17 protein-coding genes are annotated in these 18,711 nt (G+C 33.5%); 8 read left to right on the plus strand and 9 right to left on the minus strand.

The window, feature by feature from the left end; translation table 11 throughout:
• Positions 1 to 51: 51 nt before the first annotated feature.
• Positions 52 to 1,365 carry a cryptochrome/photolyase family protein gene (locus tag EMTOL_RS19470; protein WP_015031043.1) on the minus strand — a complete coding sequence of 438 codons (1,314 nt, stop codon included), beginning with the start codon at positions 1,363 to 1,365 and terminating at the stop codon, positions 52 to 54.
• 118 nt (positions 1,366 to 1,483) lie between these two features.
• Between EMTOL_RS19470 and EMTOL_RS19475 the strand changes: the two genes are divergently transcribed.
• Both EMTOL_RS19475 and EMTOL_RS19480 read left to right on the plus strand, forming a co-directional pair.
• On the plus strand, positions 1,484 to 2,215 hold the full coding sequence (locus EMTOL_RS19475; protein ID WP_015031044.1) for a LolA-like protein: 732 nt from the start codon (positions 1,484 to 1,486) through the stop codon (positions 2,213 to 2,215).
• Between the two features lie 110 nt (positions 2,216 to 2,325).
• Complete coding sequence (locus EMTOL_RS19480; RefSeq protein WP_015031045.1) at positions 2,326 to 2,670, plus strand: DUF6984 family protein; 345 nt, start codon at positions 2,326 to 2,328, stop codon at positions 2,668 to 2,670.
• Positions 2,671 to 2,752: 82 nt separating this feature from the next.
• Here EMTOL_RS19480 and EMTOL_RS19485 read toward each other — a convergent pair whose 3' ends face one another.
• Positions 2,753 to 3,997 carry an ABC transporter permease gene (locus EMTOL_RS19485; RefSeq protein WP_015031046.1) on the minus strand — a complete coding sequence of 415 codons (1,245 nt, stop codon included), beginning with the start codon at positions 3,995 to 3,997 and terminating at the stop codon, positions 2,753 to 2,755.
• A gap of 259 nt (positions 3,998 to 4,256) precedes the next feature.
• On the opposite strand from EMTOL_RS19485, the gene EMTOL_RS19490 reads away from it, so the two are divergent.
• A complete protein-coding gene (locus EMTOL_RS19490; protein ID WP_015031047.1) occupies positions 4,257 to 5,519 on the plus strand; it encodes a hypothetical protein in 1,263 nt (420 codons plus the stop codon).
• Positions 5,520 to 5,772: 253 nt separating this feature from the next.
• On the opposite strand, the gene EMTOL_RS19495 is transcribed toward EMTOL_RS19490, so the two are convergent.
• Positions 5,773 to 7,251 carry a hypothetical protein gene (locus EMTOL_RS19495; RefSeq protein WP_015031048.1) on the minus strand — a complete coding sequence of 493 codons (1,479 nt, stop codon included), beginning with the start codon at positions 7,249 to 7,251 and terminating at the stop codon, positions 5,773 to 5,775.
• A gap of 472 nt (positions 7,252 to 7,723) precedes the next feature.
• Between EMTOL_RS19495 and EMTOL_RS19500 the strand changes: the two genes are divergently transcribed.
• Positions 7,724 to 9,715, plus strand: coding sequence for a M1 family metallopeptidase (locus EMTOL_RS19500; RefSeq protein WP_015031049.1), 1,992 nt, complete (start codon positions 7,724 to 7,726; stop codon positions 9,713 to 9,715).
• 1 nt (position 9,716) lies between these two features.
• Here EMTOL_RS19500 and folB read toward each other — a convergent pair whose 3' ends face one another.
• The 3 genes from folB to EMTOL_RS19515 all read right to left on the minus strand — a co-directional run bounded on the left by folB (position 9,717) and on the right by EMTOL_RS19515 (position 12,847).
• A complete protein-coding gene (folB, locus tag EMTOL_RS19505) occupies positions 9,717 to 10,070 on the minus strand; it encodes a dihydroneopterin aldolase (protein WP_015031050.1) in 354 nt (117 codons plus the stop codon).
• Between the two features lie 89 nt (positions 10,071 to 10,159).
• Positions 10,160 to 11,746 (minus strand): DivIVA domain-containing protein, encoded by a 1,587-nt coding sequence (locus EMTOL_RS21970; RefSeq protein WP_015031051.1) that lies wholly within the window; start codon positions 11,744 to 11,746, stop codon positions 10,160 to 10,162.
• A gap of 189 nt (positions 11,747 to 11,935) precedes the next feature.
• Entirely contained in the window at positions 11,936 to 12,847 is a 912-nt protein-coding gene (locus EMTOL_RS19515) for a WD40 repeat domain-containing protein (RefSeq protein WP_015031052.1), read from the minus strand.
• A 140-nt stretch (positions 12,848 to 12,987) separates the two neighbouring features.
• On the opposite strand from EMTOL_RS19515, the gene EMTOL_RS19520 reads away from it, so the two are divergent.
• Positions 12,988 to 13,497, plus strand: coding sequence for a cupin domain-containing protein (locus EMTOL_RS19520; protein ID WP_015031053.1), 510 nt, complete (start codon positions 12,988 to 12,990; stop codon positions 13,495 to 13,497).
• A 13-nt stretch (positions 13,498 to 13,510) separates the two neighbouring features.
• Here EMTOL_RS19520 and EMTOL_RS19525 read toward each other — a convergent pair whose 3' ends face one another.
• Genes EMTOL_RS19525 through EMTOL_RS19535 form a run of 3 tightly spaced genes read right to left on the minus strand, consistent with a single transcriptional unit; the run spans position 13,511 to position 15,238 of the window.
• The gene (locus tag EMTOL_RS19525; RefSeq protein WP_015031054.1) at positions 13,511 to 13,951 is read right to left on the minus strand and encodes a DUF1572 family protein; all 441 of its coding nucleotides are present in this window, start codon (positions 13,949 to 13,951) and stop codon (positions 13,511 to 13,513) included.
• Positions 13,952 to 13,985: 34 nt separating this feature from the next.
• Positions 13,986 to 14,393: a GNAT family N-acetyltransferase gene (locus EMTOL_RS19530; protein WP_015031055.1), complete on the minus strand. Its 408-nt coding sequence runs from the start codon at positions 14,391 to 14,393 to the stop codon at positions 13,986 to 13,988.
• Between the two features lie 8 nt (positions 14,394 to 14,401).
• On the minus strand, positions 14,402 to 15,238 hold the full coding sequence (locus tag EMTOL_RS19535) for a M48 family metallopeptidase (RefSeq protein WP_015031056.1): 837 nt from the start codon (positions 15,236 to 15,238) through the stop codon (positions 14,402 to 14,404).
• 201 nt (positions 15,239 to 15,439) lie between these two features.
• Here EMTOL_RS19535 and EMTOL_RS19540 point away from each other — a divergent pair, with 201 nt between their 5' ends.
• The 3 genes from EMTOL_RS19540 (at position 15,440) to bcp (ending at position 18,710) form a co-directional block, all read left to right on the plus strand.
• Positions 15,440 to 16,066, plus strand: a complete 627-nt coding sequence (locus tag EMTOL_RS19540) for a fumarylacetoacetate hydrolase family protein (RefSeq protein ID WP_305953302.1) — start codon at positions 15,440 to 15,442, stop codon at positions 16,064 to 16,066.
• A 201-nt stretch (positions 16,067 to 16,267) separates the two neighbouring features.
• Complete coding sequence (locus tag EMTOL_RS19545; protein ID WP_015031058.1) at positions 16,268 to 18,328, plus strand: M23 family metallopeptidase; 2,061 nt, start codon at positions 16,268 to 16,270, stop codon at positions 18,326 to 18,328.
• Positions 18,261 to 18,710: a thioredoxin-dependent thiol peroxidase gene (bcp, locus tag EMTOL_RS19550; protein ID WP_041693686.1), complete on the plus strand. Its 450-nt coding sequence runs from the start codon at positions 18,261 to 18,263 to the stop codon at positions 18,708 to 18,710. The genes EMTOL_RS19545 and bcp overlap by 68 nt, the downstream gene beginning before the upstream one ends.
• Position 18,711: the final 1 nt, after the last annotated feature.

Genomic DNA, 18,711 nt, shown 5'->3' on the forward strand with positions numbered 1-18,711 from the left:
TCCAAAAATACACAAATCATCTGAAGTATCAAGGCGAAATTTTTCAGATGACTATTTTTTATCAAGGGCCTCTTTATATGCTTTCAGTACTCGCTCACGGGCAAAAGTATGCTCAACGATTGGCCTTGGATAATCAAAAGAATTTAATTCTGGAATCCATTTTTTAATATACTTCAATTCTGGGTCAAATTTTTGAGTTTGAGAAGTAGGATTAAAAATTCGGAAATACGGAGCTGCATCGCATCCACTACTAGAAGCCCATTGCCAGCCTCCATTATTAGCAGAGAAATCAAAGTCTAATAATTTTTGAGCAAAATAAGCTTCGCCCCATCGCCAATCAATCAATAAATGCTTAATTAAAAAACTAGCCGTAATCATACGAACACGATTATGCATAAAACCAGTTGTATTCAACTCTCTCATACCAGCATCTACAATTGGATAACCTGTTTTTCCTGCACACCATTTCTTAAATTCCGCTTCATTATTTCTCCATACTATATTGTCATACTCTTTTCTAAATGATTGGCCATCGTTAATATGCGGAAAATGAAATAAAATATTCATATAAAAATCTCGCCAAATTAATTCATTCAACCATTTTTCGTTGAGAACTTTAGCTTTGCGAGCTAATTCCCTAATACTAACCGTACCAAATCTTAAATGAACACTCAACCTACTGGTTCCTGCAATTGAAGGTATATCTCGAATTTGGTCATATTTGCTAATTAGTTCTTCTCGAAGTTCTTTTTTAGGAAAATTCATTCCTGACTCTTTAAAACCAATTTCTTCCAAAGTTGGGAAATGGAGAATTTCCGAACCTAGAAAATGATTGAAGTACTTTTCATTAGGGTAAGATTTTAAATAAAATTCATTTAAAGTATCTTTCCATTTCCTACTGTATGGTGTGAAGACCGTGTAAGGAGTTCCGCTTCCACTCAAAACCTCATTTTTTTCAAAAATTGTTTGGTCTTTGAAAGTATAAAAGGCTATACCTTTACTATTGAGTAATTCGCCTACCTGTTTGTCACGTTCAATTGCATACTTCTCATAGTCATGATTGGTATATACTTCTGCAATTTCATATTCTTCTGAAATTAATTTCCAAATTTCTATAGGTTCACCTTTTTTAATCAAAATTGAAGATTGAAGCTTTGATAATGACCTTTGTAATTCTGATAAAGCATGATGTATAAATTCTACTCTTTGGTCTTGTTTATTTTCAAGCTTATTAAGAATATTAGTATCAAAAATAAATATTGGTAAAACTTTATAACCACTTCTTAAAGCATGATACAAGCCCGCATTATCATTTAAACGTAAATCACGTCGAAACCAAAAAATAGCAATTTTCTCTTTAGTCATTATTTATCAGTGTTTTATCTACTTCTGTGTATTTTTTGTAGGCACATTAAAATAAAAACTTTACATTTGGGTAAAATGTTTGTCTAAAAAATAAAATTCAATCAAACTTTAAAAGACAATGAAAAAACTATTTGTAACCTTACTTTCTCTTATTACTTATGGTACTTTTGCACAAGATACACCTAGTGCAGATGCAATTATTGATAAATTTCTTACTGCTATTGGCGGTAAAGATGCTATTGCAAAAATTCAAGATATAACAATTAGTAGTACAAGCGAAACTCAAAGAGGAACTTCAGAAACTGAGATTAAATATAAGTTCCCAGACCGTTATTCTATGTCTGTTTACGCAAATGGAAATGAAGTAATGAGTTCGACCTATGATGGTAATCGCTTAAAGAGTGGCGGCTTCATGGGTGGTGGCGGTGGAGGCAACCGTGCTCCAATTGAAGGACAAGCAGCACAATTGATGGCCATGAGAAGTAACCCGTTTATGGAAACTATGTATGATAAATTAGGTGTCACACGAACTGTCGTTGGAAAAGAAAAAGTTGGTGATAAAGATGCATACAAACTTGAACTCACTACTCCAGATGGCAGAAAATGGAATGACTATTTTGATGTTGAGACTGGTTTGAAAGTTAAAACATACTCCATGAATGAAACACCAAGAGGCAAATTTGAAAATATTGTTTCTTATCAAAATTATAAAAAATTCAAAGGGGTTGAAGTTATGCTTCCATCTCAGACTAAAAGAACTGCTGGTCAAATGGGCGAAATTACTTCCGAAGTACAATCTGTAAAAGTAAATAAAGGGCTTAAGGATTCGGATTTCGTGATAAAGGATTAAGATGTTCTCAAATATTCAATTCTCAGGGCGAATAAAATGAAGTTTATTCGCCCATTTTTTTAGTTAATACTTAAAATTTTGGTATTTTTAGATAAAAACTTGATTTAGTGATGGAAGAAAGAAGAAAAATAAGAGAAAATGAACGCGAATTAATCATTTTTCTACTTGAAAAATCGGAAAGAAAAATAGAAAATTATCCTATCAATGAGGATGTAGAGGAGTATGAAGGTGGGAAAATGGGAAGTATTTGTATGGGCAACCCTGACGTTTCTCCTTATCAAGGCGATATTATTCAAGCAAATTATTTTGATTCTGATGGTACACAAGTAGTCATTACACTTACAGAAGATGTAAACAATCAACTTTTAGATTTAGATTTTTGGAAAGTAGATTTCTCAAAATTAATTACCTACCCTCAACCCAAAGACTTATTTTTCCAAGAAGCTGATGAGTAAGTTTTCAATACATTCACAAGAAGAAAATAAATAAAAAAGTCCTCGTTAGAAATTAACAAGGACTTAAAAAATTCAATTTAACTTATTCATATCGAAGTGATTCAATAGGGTCTAGTTTAGATGCTTTGTAGGCTGGATAGAAACCTGAGAGAATTCCAACTACTACACAAACTACAAATCCCATAAATATCCAAGCCCATGGAATAATAAAACTACTTTTATCACTTATCAATTTTGCAATTACATTTCCAATACCTATTCCCATAAGGATTCCCGCAATTCCACCTAAAATACATATAACAATTGCTTCCATCAAAAATTGTAATCGAATTTTAAACGGAGTAGCACCGATGGCTTTACGAATACCAATCTCACGAGTACGCTCAGTTACCGAAACCATCATGATATTCATCAATGCGATTGATGCTCCTAAAAGTGTAATGATTCCAATTCCAAATCCTCCAACCCTCAGATAACCAGTAACTTCTTCAAAATCTTTTGCTAAAGCATCAGAACGTTCAATTTCAAAAGACTTTGCCTGACCAATAGGGTCTTTACGAACTCTCCTCATAACAGCTTCTGCCTCACCTAAAATTAAATCCATGTCCGAAACATTATTCACAGAAGTAGTAATATCAAAGGTTAATTTTCGATTACCCGCAATTTGCCTTCCAGTTTCAAGAGGTACTAATGCAACTCTATCATCTCCACCACCTGTGATACTACCCTTCTTTTCCAATACACCAATTACTTTAAATCTCAGCCCAAGTAAAGTGATTTCCTTATCAATTGGGTTTTCTTTTGGAAAAAGTGTAGTTGCTAATTCATTAGCTAAAATCACAACGTTATTGGTAAAATTAATGTCATTTTCGGTAATATTACGTCCAACGGCGATTTTGTAGCCTTTCATATCAACGAAATCTTCATCAATTCCTCTAACTAAACTATTCGGATTTGTCTTGAAAGATTTATATTTCAATTGAGCAGTTCCTGTTACACTAGTGAAAATACTCACAGTAGCACCTGCATTTTTGGCCTGAAATAATTCTTTGTAAAGTTTAGCTTCTCTATATTCAATTGGAGGATAATCTTTTTCATTGACCCCACCACTTCTCCTACGCCACATTCTGGGTCCTTTTATATCGAAAGAATTAGCTCCAAGTCCTGCAAAACTATTATCAACAGAACTTTGCATACCATCAATCGCAGTTAAGATTCCTACCAAAGAGGTGATACCAATAGCAATAATCAAAGCGGTTAGAACCGTACGAAGCATGTTACCTTTTATGGAGCGTAGGCCTTCATTGACATTTTCAGTGAAATTCATATCGAAAGATTTATGTATTTATAAGTACCCAAAGGCCTTAATATATATCAATTTTGTAGTACAAAATTCAAAAAGAGTTTCGATTACAGCAAGCTCTTAGCCTACCATATTTAACCGTTTATCATTTTTTTCAAGGCTTATTCTTTAATATTAATGAAATCAGTCGTAAATTTATTCTGTAGCACAAATAATCAGTGTTCTTGATTCGTTGATGTTTGATAGAAAGAATGCTACTTTTGAAAAGATAATTTTTGAAGAAATGAAAAGACTAACAATTTTGGTTTTGTTGTTCATTTCATTAACATCGAATGTATTTGCTAATCGCATATTAATTCCGATGGATGAAACTCAACGTAACCACCTAAAAGCTTATGGAATAGCATTTTGGCTATTAAAAACACACGAAACCGAAGTAGAATGGCTGCTCAACTATAAAGGAGGTAGTTTTTTATTTACAGCATCACAAACTTTTATCAATGAATGTGTCATTAGAGGTGTAAGTTATGAAGTAATTTCGGAAGCAGACGCTCAGTCAATTTTATCTGTTATTTCATCGAATGATGCAAATATGGATGCAGTGAAATTGAATAAAGCTCCTAAAATAGCTGTTTACTCACCTAAAACTACTCAACCTTGGGATGATGCAGTAACCCTGGTATTAACGTATGCCGAAATCCCTTATGATAAAGTTTTTGATGAAGAAGTTTTAGAAAACAAACTTCCTGAATACGACTGGCTTCATCTACACCATGAGGATTTTACAGGACAGTTTGGTAAGTTTCTCAGAATGAGAGGTCAAGGGTGGTATCAAGAACAAAAGCAAGAAGCAGAGACAATTGCAAAGAAATTTGGATTTACAAAAATCCCAGATTTAAAATTAGCAGTTTCGAAAAAGATTAGAGATTTTGTATTTGGAGGCGGATATATGTTTGCCATGTGTAATGCCACAGATACCTTCGATATTGCTCTGGCAGCTGAAGGTACTGACATTGTTGAAACTCCTTATGATGGTGATGGAGCCGACCCAAATGCCGACAAGAAACTAAACTATGAAAATTGTTTTGCCTTCAAAGACTTTCGTTTGGTGACAAATCCATACGAAATGGAATTTTCAAATATTGACAATCAACAAGAAGAACGAGGAGTAAACGAAAATAATGATTATTTTTCCTTATTCCAGTTTTCAGCTAAATGGGACCCTGTTCCTACTATGTTAACACAAAATCACGCGAACTTAATTAAAGGATTTATGGGTCAGACTACTGCATTCAAAAAGCAGTATATCAAACCTGATGTAATAACATTAGCAGAAAATCGTTCAATTGGCGAAGCAAGATATATTCATGGTACAGCCGGTAAAGGATTTTGGACTTTTTATGGTGGACATGACCCAGAAGACTATCAGCATTATGTTGGTGAAGAACCAACTGACTTAAACTTACACCCAAACTCTGCGGGTTATAGATTAATATTAAATAATGTATTATTTCCGGCTGCTAAGAAAAAGAAACTTAAAACATAGTTTTTTCAATAATTATATTTATCCAAACCACTTCAGATAATTTAATAATTTATTAGAGAAAACTTTCTTATACTAGCGAAATCAATTATAAAACAAATAAGCTTTTAGTCAAATTATATGTTTGAACTAAAGGCTTTTTTATGATTAAGCGTAACAGATTTAGAATATTATATTTTTCAATTCTAGATTAAGTAAGTAAACAAAAAAGCCCTGCTTAAAACAGGGCATTTTTATATAAACTCTATCTATTAAATTAATCACATTTTCCTTCACCGCCTTCTGTGCAGCAACGGTTGTATTTTTTACTTAATGACTTATATTGTTTCTCAGTTAGATTTACATACAATTTGTTATAATCTCCAATCATTACATCTTGTTTTGTAAAATTGTATGTCATTTTCACTGGAACATTAATATTTTGGTCGGCTGGAGAAACACCATCTTTAGTGCAAACTCTAAAAATTTTTGAAACATCACTACCACCACTAGTAGTAAACTCATAAGCCGATTTTACTGGCACTTGGAAACTTCCTAAACATAAGTATTTATCAGCAGTTTCACCGTTTGCTAATTTCCCTGTTTTCTTGTAAACACCAATAATGGTTACATCATTTGTCGAACTCTTTAAGCTACCATCTTTAATTTCAGTTTTTCCAAGGAAATTAATTTTTTGGTCAGCACATTTTGTTTCGCTAGAACTAGACCCAGCAGACATAGTCTCTGAACTATTAGTAACATTTACTTGCTTAGGGGCAACTACCAAATTTGCTGCAGCTGTTGAAGTTACATCAACTTCTTTATATGCTTTACTCAAAGCTTTGTATTGAGCTTCTGTTACATTCAAATATAACTTTTCACCATCACCAATACTTACATCATTTCTTGTAATTTTATAGTTAAGGTTCATTGGTAAAGTTAAGTTCATAGGGGCAGGGCTTGCATTTCCTTCCATACAAACCTCAACATTTTTTGCATATTGAACTTCGCCTTTTACGTTAAAATCATAAGTAGAACGAACACCTACAAGATATGAGCCTAAAAGTATACCTTTAGATGGTTTTGCATTTGTATTTACAGCAATGATATCCATAGTCTTACTCATAGAGACTACATCACCACTACTGATTTCTCCACTACCTGAAATTGTAATATTCTGAGTTTTACAAGTCATTATGGGAGCTGGCGGTGCAACTACTGGTGGACGATACAAGTTTGGTGGAACCGGCAAACTAGATGGAACATAAAATGCATTGCCACACTTTTTCATGATATAAATAAAACACTGACTTCCTTTAGCATAAATCTTAAAGGTTTCAAAATTATTACCCAATTTTGACCATGCGTATTTATGACCACTTGCATATGCTCCCATCCAACCAACAGTTCCTGCAGGAATAATCTCAGGAATAAATGTTTTTTCTGTAATTGAAGGGTCATTGAATCCTTTATAACCCAATGCACTAAATAGCTTATCTATTTCTTTAGCACTTTTTTTAATATTGCTACTGTAAACAGTTCTTAGATGATTGTAAGCTGATGCACCTGTATGTTCAGGTACTTCTCCAAATTGTGGGCTTGTGCCAAGAACTTTAAGCTCAACGGGCTTCTTTTTTGACACACCCTTAAAAACTGAGTAAGGTAGTATGTCACATTTTAAGTCACGTAGCTGGGCAACTCCCGCCAAAGGTAAGAGAATTGCTAAAGTTAGCACGGAAATTAGTCTAGATTTCATTTTGGTAAATTGTTAAGATTTCTGTTTGAAAAAAACTCTTCAAATCAGGTTCTAAATTTAGTTTACAGAATTAGTATAATGTAAAATTTTGTGCCAATTTATGAAAAAAATACCTTTTGACAAGACAATTCACTATAAAAATTATTGTTTGCGTATTCTTATTTCATGAAAACAATCACATTTTACTATCTTTTCTTAGACGAATAAAATATCAAAAAGTTACGTCTGAATGAAAATTTGGTAGGTATAAATTTATACTTTATTTACTTTAGTAAGCCATCTAAATTATTGATTGTAATCTATTTATTTATCAACTCTTTCAATACAATTATAAAATGAAAACTATAAATATTCGAAGTAGCAAAATATTATTTAGCTTTATAAAATTAAACGTTAGAAATTACCGTTTTTTATCGAGGTGTTTGATTACCGCGATTTTATAATTTCACTAAATAAATAGTCTATTAAATCAATGAAACTAAAAACAATAATGATGTTAGGAGTTGTAATAATCAACCAAGTAGCATCTGCACAAACTTCATCTAATACAAAATATGACCATCGAGAAGCATTCAATCCATTGTTTAACTTCCAACCAGGAACACCCTACCGTAGTGCATCAGGAGCTCCCGGTCCAATGTATTGGCAAAACAAAGCAGATTACAAGATTAATGTAAAACTTGATGAAACCAATAACACCATTAGTGGCGAAGTAGAAATTACTTATAGAAATAACAGTCAAGATAAACTTCCATTCTTATGGCTTCAACTTGACCAAAATCAATTTACGAATAACTCAAGGGGCGGAAAAACTACAACTATTGCAGGTGGACGTTTTGGTAACACAGGATTTGAAGGTGGGTATAATATACAGTTTGTAAGTGTAGAAAAAAATGCACTTGTTGGGAAAAAAAATACATCTCGTTCAATTTATGCTGAACATCTAATTGATGATACAAGACTACAAATTAGGCTCTCGGAACCAATGCAAGCCAATGAAGTTGTAAAAATTAAAATTACTTATTTGTTTAATATTCCAAGATATGGCTCTGATAGAATGGGAAAACAAGAGACTCAAGATGGTATTATTTATGAAATTGCACAATGGTATCCTCGAATGTCCGTATATGATGACATCGAAGGATGGAATACATTACCTTATTTAGGTGCGGGTGAATTTTATTTAGAATATGGTGATTTTGAGTATAATATTACGGTTCCAGCCAGCCATATTGTTGTTGGTTCGGGTGAGCTTTTAAATCCAAATGAAGTTTTAACATCCGAACAACTAAAAAAATTAAATGAAGCAAAAAATAGTGATAAAACTGTCATTATCCGAGGAGCCAGTGAAGTAAACGACCCAAAGTCACGCCCTAGAAACGATGGAACACTTACTTGGAAATTTAGATGTAAGCAAGCAAGAGATATTGCATGGGCAAGTTCAAAAGCCTTTATTTGGGATGCATGCAAAATCAACCTTCCAAGTGGAAAAACTGCTTTAGCTCAATCTGTATATCCAAAGGAAAGTGATGGTAATGATGCATGGGGCCGCTCGAGTGAGTATGTTAAAGGATGTATCGAATTTTACTCAAAATATATTTATGAGTATAGCTATCCATCGGCAGTGAATGTTGCAGGTGTGGTGGGAGGAATGGAGTATCCAGGAATTGTATTCTGTGATTATCGAGATAAAAATGAAAGCCTTTGGGGAGTAACCGACCATGAATTTGGGCATAATTGGTTTCCAATGATTGTGGGCAGCAATGAGCGTAAATATGCTTGGATGGATGAAGGCTTTAATACTTTTATCAATTCACTTTCTACGAAAAACTTTAATAATGGTGAATATTATAGCCCAGAGAATGTACGACAAATGACCCCTTATTATTATGAACGTGACCCAATTATGAATATTCCTGACGTGGTTCAAGATAATAACTTAGGAATTGCCGCCTATATGAAGCCTGGTTATGGACTAACAATGTTAAGAGAGGTGATATTAGGTGAAAAACGTTTTGATTATGCATTTAAGGAATATGTCAATCGTTGGGCATTTAAGCACCCTACTCCTTTTGATTTTTTCCGAACCATAGAAGATGCTGCGGGTGAAGATTTAAGTTGGTTTTGGAAAGGTTGGTTTATTTATGATTGGAAAATTGACCAAGGAGTGAAAGATGTCAACTATATTCAGCAAGACCCTAATAAAGGCTCGGTAATCACAATAGAAAATTTAGAAAAGCTACCCATGCCTGTAACCATTGAAATTAGAGAATCTAATGGAACGAATAAACGCGTGGAATTACCTTATGAAATTTGGCAAAGAGGCAGCACTTGGAGTTTTAAATATGATTCTAAATCTGCGATTGAATCAATCATAATTGACCCTGATAATAAGCTACCAGATGTTAACCCAAGAAACAATCAATGGAAACCATCGAAGTTAACTGCCCCTCAACCTAACTAATTTAAGGCACTGAAATCGTAACTTTAGAACGATGACAAATACCTCCTAAAGGAGGATTAAATTTCGATACATTTACGGTTACCCCTTCAATGTGTGGAAATTGTAATCTTATAGATTCTATAATTTTATAAGCAATATGCTCCAATAGCCGATGTTTTTCTTGCATGACATCGGCTATTATTCTATACACTTCTTCATAATTTACTGTTAGTTTTAGCTTATCTTCTTGTGCAGCTTTGCTTAAATCGGCAGTAATTGCAATATCAATTGAAAATTTACTACCAATTTTCTGTTCTTCATCATAATAACCATGATAGGCAAAAAACTCTAATCCTTCGAGTGAAATTACTCCCATATAAATATAAAAAATTAAAAATCAATTATTGGCAAAATAAAAGAGGTTCAAGCTAAATACCTGAACCTCCAAAAAATAAATATTTTGAATCATATATTATCAAAAAAAGAACCGCCCTCTCCTTTTCCAATAATATCGTTTACGGTTGGTAAAGGCGAGGTATCTTTTGTTTGAGCATCACCTTTTTCAACCATTGCTTTTCTAATAGCTGCTTTTACTTTATTAACCTTTTCTAACATATCCTCTGTAATGGAATCAAGGTTGTTTTCAGAAATTTTGTTATTACTAGCAGCATTTATCGACTGAATAACCGACTTCAATGATTCATCAATATCCGCAGCTTTTGTTTCTGGTTCTACATCCTCTACTTTGGCTAAAGGAGTTTCATCTACTTCTTCTTCAATATCCTCTTCCTTAGGTTTACGGCCACCCATCAAATAGAACTTCAATGCTTCTAAATCTTCCCAACGTCCCTCCGCAGCTAGTTTTGCTTGCTGTGTCCATGTACTTGGATCGTGCATAGCAAACTGTGGTCCAGCTTTATCTAAGATTTCTTGAATTTTATAAACTGGAGTAGTAGCTAAATCACGAAATGTAAAGATTCCAGCATCCAACAAAAGCATTGCTATTTTAGGGCCAATTCCTTCAATAATTTCAAGTTCATCTTCTTTTGGTGCAGCCGCCTTACGACTCAGGTTTTCTTCAAATTCTTCGGCACTCATTCTATTGGCTGAAGAGGCAATTATCGTAGTAGTTATTTCGGGTTCTTCAACGAGCACCTCCATTTCTTCAACTGAAGATTCTTCTTCAATATTAGGTATTTCAGCAACTAATTCTTCCTCATTAGACTTATTTTCCTCTTCAAATTCCCCTACTGAATTTTCCATTTCAAGGTTTTCTATATCCTCCTCTTCTTCTAATTCAGTACTCGAATGCTCTACGATATCTTCTTCTGCTATAACTTCTTTTTCTAAATCTTGGCTGTCTAAGGTCTCTATTTCATCGCTTACTACTTCTTCTTCAGATAGAATATCTTCAAAAAGAATAGTTGAATTAGCTTTAACCTCGTGTTTTTCATCAACTATGTGGGCAGCTTCAATGCTTTCTCCAGTCAACAAAGTAGTAGCCTCTTTGAATTTTTCTTCAACACCTTCCTTATCAAATTTATCTTCAAATCGTTGAACATGCTCCAAAGTTGCATTTGAAAGCGTACGCATTTGGACTAAAAGATTAGTTTTATATTGGTCCATGGCTTTGAAATCACGTTCCAATATTCTTACTTCTCCTAAAACATCTTCTTTGATATATTTTGCTTTACTTTCAGCTTGACGAATGATTTCATTCGCTTTGTTTTGAGCATCCAATAATAACTTTTCTCCTTGTAACTTAGCATCTTGAAGGTACTTATCAGCCTGTTGATTAGCCTGTTCAGTAATCATTGTGCTTGTATCTTCTGCAGTTTTAAGCGTCTTAAAAAGGGTCATTTCAATTTCTCTCAACTTGTTAGCCTCTTTTTCCGCTATTTCCAACTGCATTCTGAGCATTTTACTTTCGTTCAATACTCTCTCCCATTCCTGTGAAATATTCATTAAAAAGCTATCAACTTCTTCGATATTATATCCTCTAAAGGTTTTTTCGAATTCGTGTTGGCGTATTTCGAGGGGTGTAATCTTCATTTTAAAAATGTTTTAGGAAATTCTGAAACGTTTTCTGACAATGGAGCGGCAAATCGCACTATTAAATTGTTAAACTTTTTTTCAACAATTAGAACGAATACCAGTGTGTATATCAGCAAAAGTAACAAAAAAAGTATGCTTATTTATATTTTTATTTGGTTATTTATCTAAAAAAATGATACAATTTTATCAAATTTCATCAATTAACTGCCAAACCGAGATAGTTCTGTCATCGCTGCAAGATACAATTTGTTCATGATAATCTGACCATAACACTTTATTTACTGAAGTTCCATGACCTGCATGACGTGCACGGTCAATTACCTTGAGAAGTTTAAAGCTATGTGCATCCCATACTTTGACAGATTTGTCCATACTACACGTAACAAATCTCTTGCCATCTGGGCTATAATCAATAGAATTTATTGCAAAAGTATGAGCAACTATTTCATTTTCGAGTTTGTAAGCATTTTCTGAATCCCAAATTTTAAGTCTTGCATCTCTGCTACCTGAAAGTAAAAAACGAAAATCTGGGGAAAATTTTAAGGCAAATACCGAATTTGTGTGGGCTAAAATTACATTTTTTAATTCAAACGACAATAAATCAAATATTTTGATGGTATTATCACTATAACCAGCCACCAGTTCACGTTCAACAGGATTTATTGCTAAACATCTAACGCTATTTTCTGAAGCTTTTATATGTTTTTTAAATTTAAACTCATTTGTATCAATGACAGAAATTACGCCATCGCCACCTGCAATAAATGCCTGATTTTGATAAATTTTTATATCGAAGTAATTGGTTGGTACTAACTTCAACGAAGTTACTTCTTTTTTAGTGTCAATATCAATTATATGTAATCCTTCTGAATTTTCAATAACCCAAATTTGGTTATTTTCTGGTTGATACGCCATTGCATATATAGAATGCCCCACTCTCGCTATTAATTCACCAACATCTGGCTTTTGAAGATTCCAACGAACAATAAATCCATCTCCTCCTGCGGAAAAAAAACGATGCTTTTCTCCCGACCTTTCAAGCGTATATATACAATCTCTGTGCCCTGAAAATGTATCTAATTTTTCAACTTTTAGCATGTTTTTTGTAAATCAAGAAAAAAAACAGAATATAAATAACTATTAATAGTACTTTTTTTATTTATTTATCAATTAAATGATGAAAATACTAAATTTACCTGTAAAATTAATTTATTAAACCTTCAATAATAATACAGTCCATGAAATTTTCAGCTGAAACAGAGAAATCCGTAGTTTTTGCCAATGTAGAAAAGGAGATTAAAGACTTGGGATTTAATATAGACAAACAAGACCAAACTAGACCTTGGGGCGGTTTTTTCGTGCTTGATGAATCACAAGCACCTAAATTTATTGAGACTTATTTCCCTCATTTATCTGTAAGTGATTTTGGGGAGGGACGTAAGTTAAGTCCAAAAATTTTAGTTGTTGCACCTAATAAGCGTTTATCATGGCAATACCATTTTCGTAGAGCAGAGATATGGAAAGTTGTAGGTGGAACTGCTGGAGTTGTAACTAGCGAAACTGATGAAGAAAACGAACTTCAAACTTTGGCTTTAGGAACTATCATAAATCTGAAACAGGGAGAAAGACATCGCCTCATTGGGCTTAATGGATGGGGAATTATTGCCGAAATTTGGCAACATACCGACCCTCAAAATCCATCAGATGAAGATGATATTGTGAGAGTTCAAGACGATTTTGGTAGATAAACCCTTATAAATACTATTTTATCAACCTACGATGGTAATTAATTTGTCCGAGATGATAATTTAGATGACTCAGTAAATGTATCAAGAAGAATTCATTTGAATTTAGCCCACCTTGAAATTCCTCTGTATGATTTTTAGCTAATAATTCTTCAGAAATATTAGGTAAAATTGATTTAATCATTTCAATGGTTTGCTCAATTTTTGCGACTAATTCACTTCTTGATACATTTTTTTCAGAAAACTCAGCGACTCTATTTCTAACATAAGCAGTTCCACCTAATTGGTGCCCGACGTAATGATTCAGGTTACCAATTAAGTGTAAACAAAGATTTCCAGCCGAATTATTAATTTCGTTTCTTATTTCCCAAATTGTATTCTCTTCCACATACGATTCGATTTCTGATTTCAAACGTAAGAGGTCTCTAACGTACAAGGTTTCTAATGAGGCAAGCATAATTATATGGTTTATTAAAAAAACTGCATAGAATCTAGAGAATTAACTCCATTTCTATATAATCTTTATCGTTTTTCCTTGTAATTTCTGAGCAAATATTAAAACCAAATTTTTCATAAAATGAAATTGCAGATAACCTCGCACTACATGTTAATCGTTCGATATTATGCTTTGTAGCTTCATTAATCAAATGATTAAGAATTTTTGAGCCATACCCTTTTCCTTGTTGAGCTTCATCAGTAGCAAATTTTCTAAAATGTCCTGCTTTTCCGTCAATAAAAAGTGAAATCACAGAAACTAATGTATTATCTACGAATAATCCATAATGAATCCCTTCATCATCTTGCGGTAGTATTACAAACTCAAGAGGCTTATTAGGCCACATAGTTTTATGTCTAGTTGGCCAAGTCTCAGCCGCCGTGATTTCCTTTATTTCAATCATTATTTTAATTATTTAGAACGCCCACTATATGCTTGATAATACTTCATAGCTTGTGGCAACTGTTTTTCCAAATCCGCAATACGAACTTCATCTGCTGGGTGAGTAGAAAGCAATTTAGGCGGTTTTTGAGACTTAGCTCCTGCCGCTGCCATTCTTTTCCAAAAATCAACTGCATTTTGTGGATTATAACCAGCCATTGACATAAAAATTAGTCCAAGTTTATCTGCTTCAGATTCCTGACGACGACTATTAGGTAAAACAAATCCAAGTTGCCCTCCTACGCCTAACACTTGTCCAACAATATCCATAACCTGCTGATTTCCGGTGTAAACACCTGCCGCAACTGCACCAATTTGGGTTATACCTTGGGCAGCCATGGCTTCACTTGCACGTTCGCGACCATGGCTTGCAATAGCATGAGCAATTTCATGACCCATTACAACTGCAACACCCGCTTCATCTTTACAAACAGGCAAAATACCTGAATAAAAACAAACTTTTCCACCAGGCATGCACCAAGCATTGAGTTCCTTACTTTGTACAAGTTTAAATTCCCATTGATAACCATCTATAACTTGGCTATAGTTATTTTGTATTAAGTAGTTTTCAACCGCAGTCTTTATTCTACCTCCAACTCTGGCAATCATTTCGGCATCTTTACTAGATGTAATTACTTTTGAAGTATCCATGAAACCCTTGTATTCTGCAAAACTCATGGACATCATTTGCTCATTAGAAACCAAACCAACAAATTGCTTTCTGCCAGTTAATGGTACACGTTGACAAGACCAAATAATTAATATGAATATGATTGCTCCAATGGAAGATTTAAAAAAAGTTTTCATTACTTATTTCAGTTAAATTTTACTTTTAGACGATTTATCCAATTTAAATATTACAAAATCAGGTAATTATTTTACAAATAAAGTAAAAATTTATGCCAACAGTTGGGTGCGTACAAAAAATTAATTATCTATTTTTGTAAATGTAATTGTACTTTAATTGTACAAATATTATTATTTCCCCCGAAAATCTTTCTTCAATTTATAGAATATTTTTTCATGAAAATCATAGCAATTGGCCGTAATTACGCCGAACACATCAAAGAATTAAACAACGAACGTCCAGACGAGCCAGTAATTTTTACAAAGCCAGAAACTGCCATTTTACGAGATGGTGAGCCATTTTTCTATCCTGATTTTTCCAACGACATTCATCATGAAGTAGAAATTATTGTAAAAATAAGTAAAATGGGAAAGAATATTGAGGATAAGTTTGCCCATAAATATTATGATGAAATAGGCATTGGCATTGATTTTACAGCAAGAGATATTCAATCTAAGTTAAAATCAAAGGGTTTGCCTTGGGATTTAGCTAAGGGTTTCAATGGCTCCGCTCCTATTTCAAGTTTTGTTCCAAAAACAAAATACGCTGATTTGAAAGATTTGAACTTTCACTTAGATGTCAATGGAGAAATACGACAACAAGGCAATACCTCAATGATGCTTTATCCAATAGATACTATCATCGCTTTTATTTCAAAGTATTTTACCCTAAAAACTGGTGATATTATTTTTACTGGTACACCAGCAGGAGTTGGTCCAGTGAAAATTGGAGATAAACTATCTGCTTTTGTTGAGGGTGAAAAAATGCTAGAATTTGAAGTTAAATAGCCTAAACTTATAAATAGGCATTTTTTACGTTAATAGTTTTACTAATTAATCCTCAAAAACTATCGGTTTTGATTGATTAGTAAAACTATTTAGTCTTTTTATAGTAAAAACATTCATTTCATCTTGAATTATAAAAGACTAAATTGAACTTAGATTTTATTTAAAATTAAATAATTTACACCCACAAGGGTTATTAGTGCCATGATACGAATAATTAGCACACTTTTACTTATAACATACTTAGTTTCTGATTCTTGTTTTTTCCCCGCGTTTGGTCAACACAAAAATAATAATGAAGAATACCCAAAAGGTTATTTCATGTTTCCAATTCAACCAGGGCAACAAGCATCACTTTCAGGTGGATTTGGCGATTTAAGAACAAATCATTTTCACGCTGGAATTGATATTCGTACTGGTGGCGTAGAAGGATACCAAGTTTTTGCGGCTGCAGATGGTTATATTTCTAAAATTCGTGTCATGAAGGGTGGGTATGGCAATGTCCTATACATTACTCATCCTAATGGATATACAACTGTTTATGGGCATTTAAAAAATTTCAATACTCAAATCGAAGAGTATGTCAGACGAAAAGAGTATGCCCAACAAGTTTGGGATATTGAACTTTCACCTTCACCTAAAGAACTACAAGTTAAAAAAGGAGAAATTGTAGCGATTGGTGGGAATACGGGGGCATCTGGCGGACCTCATCTACACTTCGAAATTCGAGACGAAGCTGAAAATGCAATCAATCCACTCAAATTTGGTTTTCCTGAAATTCAAGATTCTCAAGCACCTGTTATCGAACGAGTTATTCTAAAAACCCTCAATGCTTATTCGAGGGTAAATGGTGAGTTTGGAAGGGTATCCGTTGCTCCAACACGCTCTTCCGATGGCTTTTTCAATATTCCCAATGTTATAAAAGCACACGGTGTGATTGGTCTTGAATTAAATACTTATGACCGTAGCCAAACATCTCCTTTCAGATTAGGAATTACGCAACTTGAAGTGAAAGTGGACGGGAAGACTTCCTATAAACTGAATCTTGAGAAAATGCCTTTCGACATTTCAAAAGATATTAATGTGCACATGGATTATGACATCGCTGAAACAAACGGTGTGAGGATACAAAAATGTTATGTTTCCGATGGAAATCGACTTTCAATTTATCAAACTGATGCAAATAAAGGGAAAATAATTATTCGAGATAACCAGCAACATCAAGTTTCAATAGAAGTAAAAGATACGTACGGAAACTATTCAAATCTTAACTTTACAATTCAAGGCGAACAACCTAATGAAAACTTCATTGAAGAATTAGCCGAAGAAAGTAATTTTTCAGGCAATATATCCACTTCAATTACCGAAAATACTTTGGCAATTAGAGCTAAAAATTCTAAAGCTCCTTTCGCAGTTCTACAATATAAAGGCATTCCAATTCCTGTACCTCTTTCCTACAAAAGAGGCAATGAATCGGTCTATCTTCATGACCTCAACAAAGGTGTTGCTGATTTTGTACAAGTTGATAATTCTTCAGAACAAATTAATATTAAACAAGTAATTTATCCAATTAAAGGGCAATATCATACTGAACCTAATCTGAATATTGATTTTGCCGATGCACTTTATGATACACTCTATTTAAAAACAAACCTCATTGGAAACAGACTTTCTATTAATACTGAAAAAATACCCTTAAAAGACTTTATGACCGTAACATGGGCTCCTTCTGGGGTATCGGTTTCTCCTAAAGCTGGTGTATATTATGTAAATGATGGTCGTAAGTTTTTAGGGGGTTCATGGCTTGGCAATAAAATTCAATTCAAAACCAAAGAACTTGGCGATTTTCAGTTATTGACAGATAACGAAGCTCCTAGTATTCGACCTGTAAAAATTGATTCTACGGAGTTACGTTTTTCAATTTCAGATGGACTTTCGGGCATTAAAAACTTTAATTGTTACGTTGATGGCGAGTGGGTTTTAATGGATTATGAGTACAAATCAAATCGAATTTGGTCAATCAAATTAGATGAATCGAAAACATTTCATGGTGATTTAAAGTTAGAAGTAACAGATAATGTTGGAAATTTAGCTGTTTATGAAGTAAATATTGATGAATACACTTCAACCCAAGAAGAAATTAGAAAGGTTTCCAAAAAGTCAAAATCATCTAAGAAAACATCTAAAAGTAAGAAAAATGTCTCTAAAAGTAGGAAGTCCAGCTCCAAGCATCCAAGCAAAAAATCAAAACGGAAACGTCGTTAAGCTATCCGATTATTTAGGTAAAAAAGTAGTTTTATATTTTTATCCGAAAGATGCCACGCCGGGATGTACGGCCCAAGCTTGTAGCCTCCGCGATAACTATGAAAATCTTCTTGCCAAAGGCTATGTTGTGCTAGGCGTAAGTGTTGATGATGAGAAATCACATCAAAAGTTTATTGCTAAATACAATCTTCCTTTTGATTTATTATCTGATACCGACCAAATCATTGTCAATGATTACGGTGTGTGGGCAGAAAAATCAATGTATGGAAAGAAATTTATGGGTATTGTCCGAACTACATTCATCATTGATGAGCAAGGGAATATTGAAGACATTATTCAAAAGGTAGATACAAAAAATCATGCTGAACAAATCTTAGGATAAT

The sequence above is a fragment of the Emticicia oligotrophica DSM 17448 genome, from assembly GCF_000263195.1.
In the GTDB taxonomy this organism is placed as follows: domain Bacteria; phylum Bacteroidota; class Bacteroidia; order Cytophagales; family Spirosomataceae; genus Emticicia; species Emticicia oligotrophica.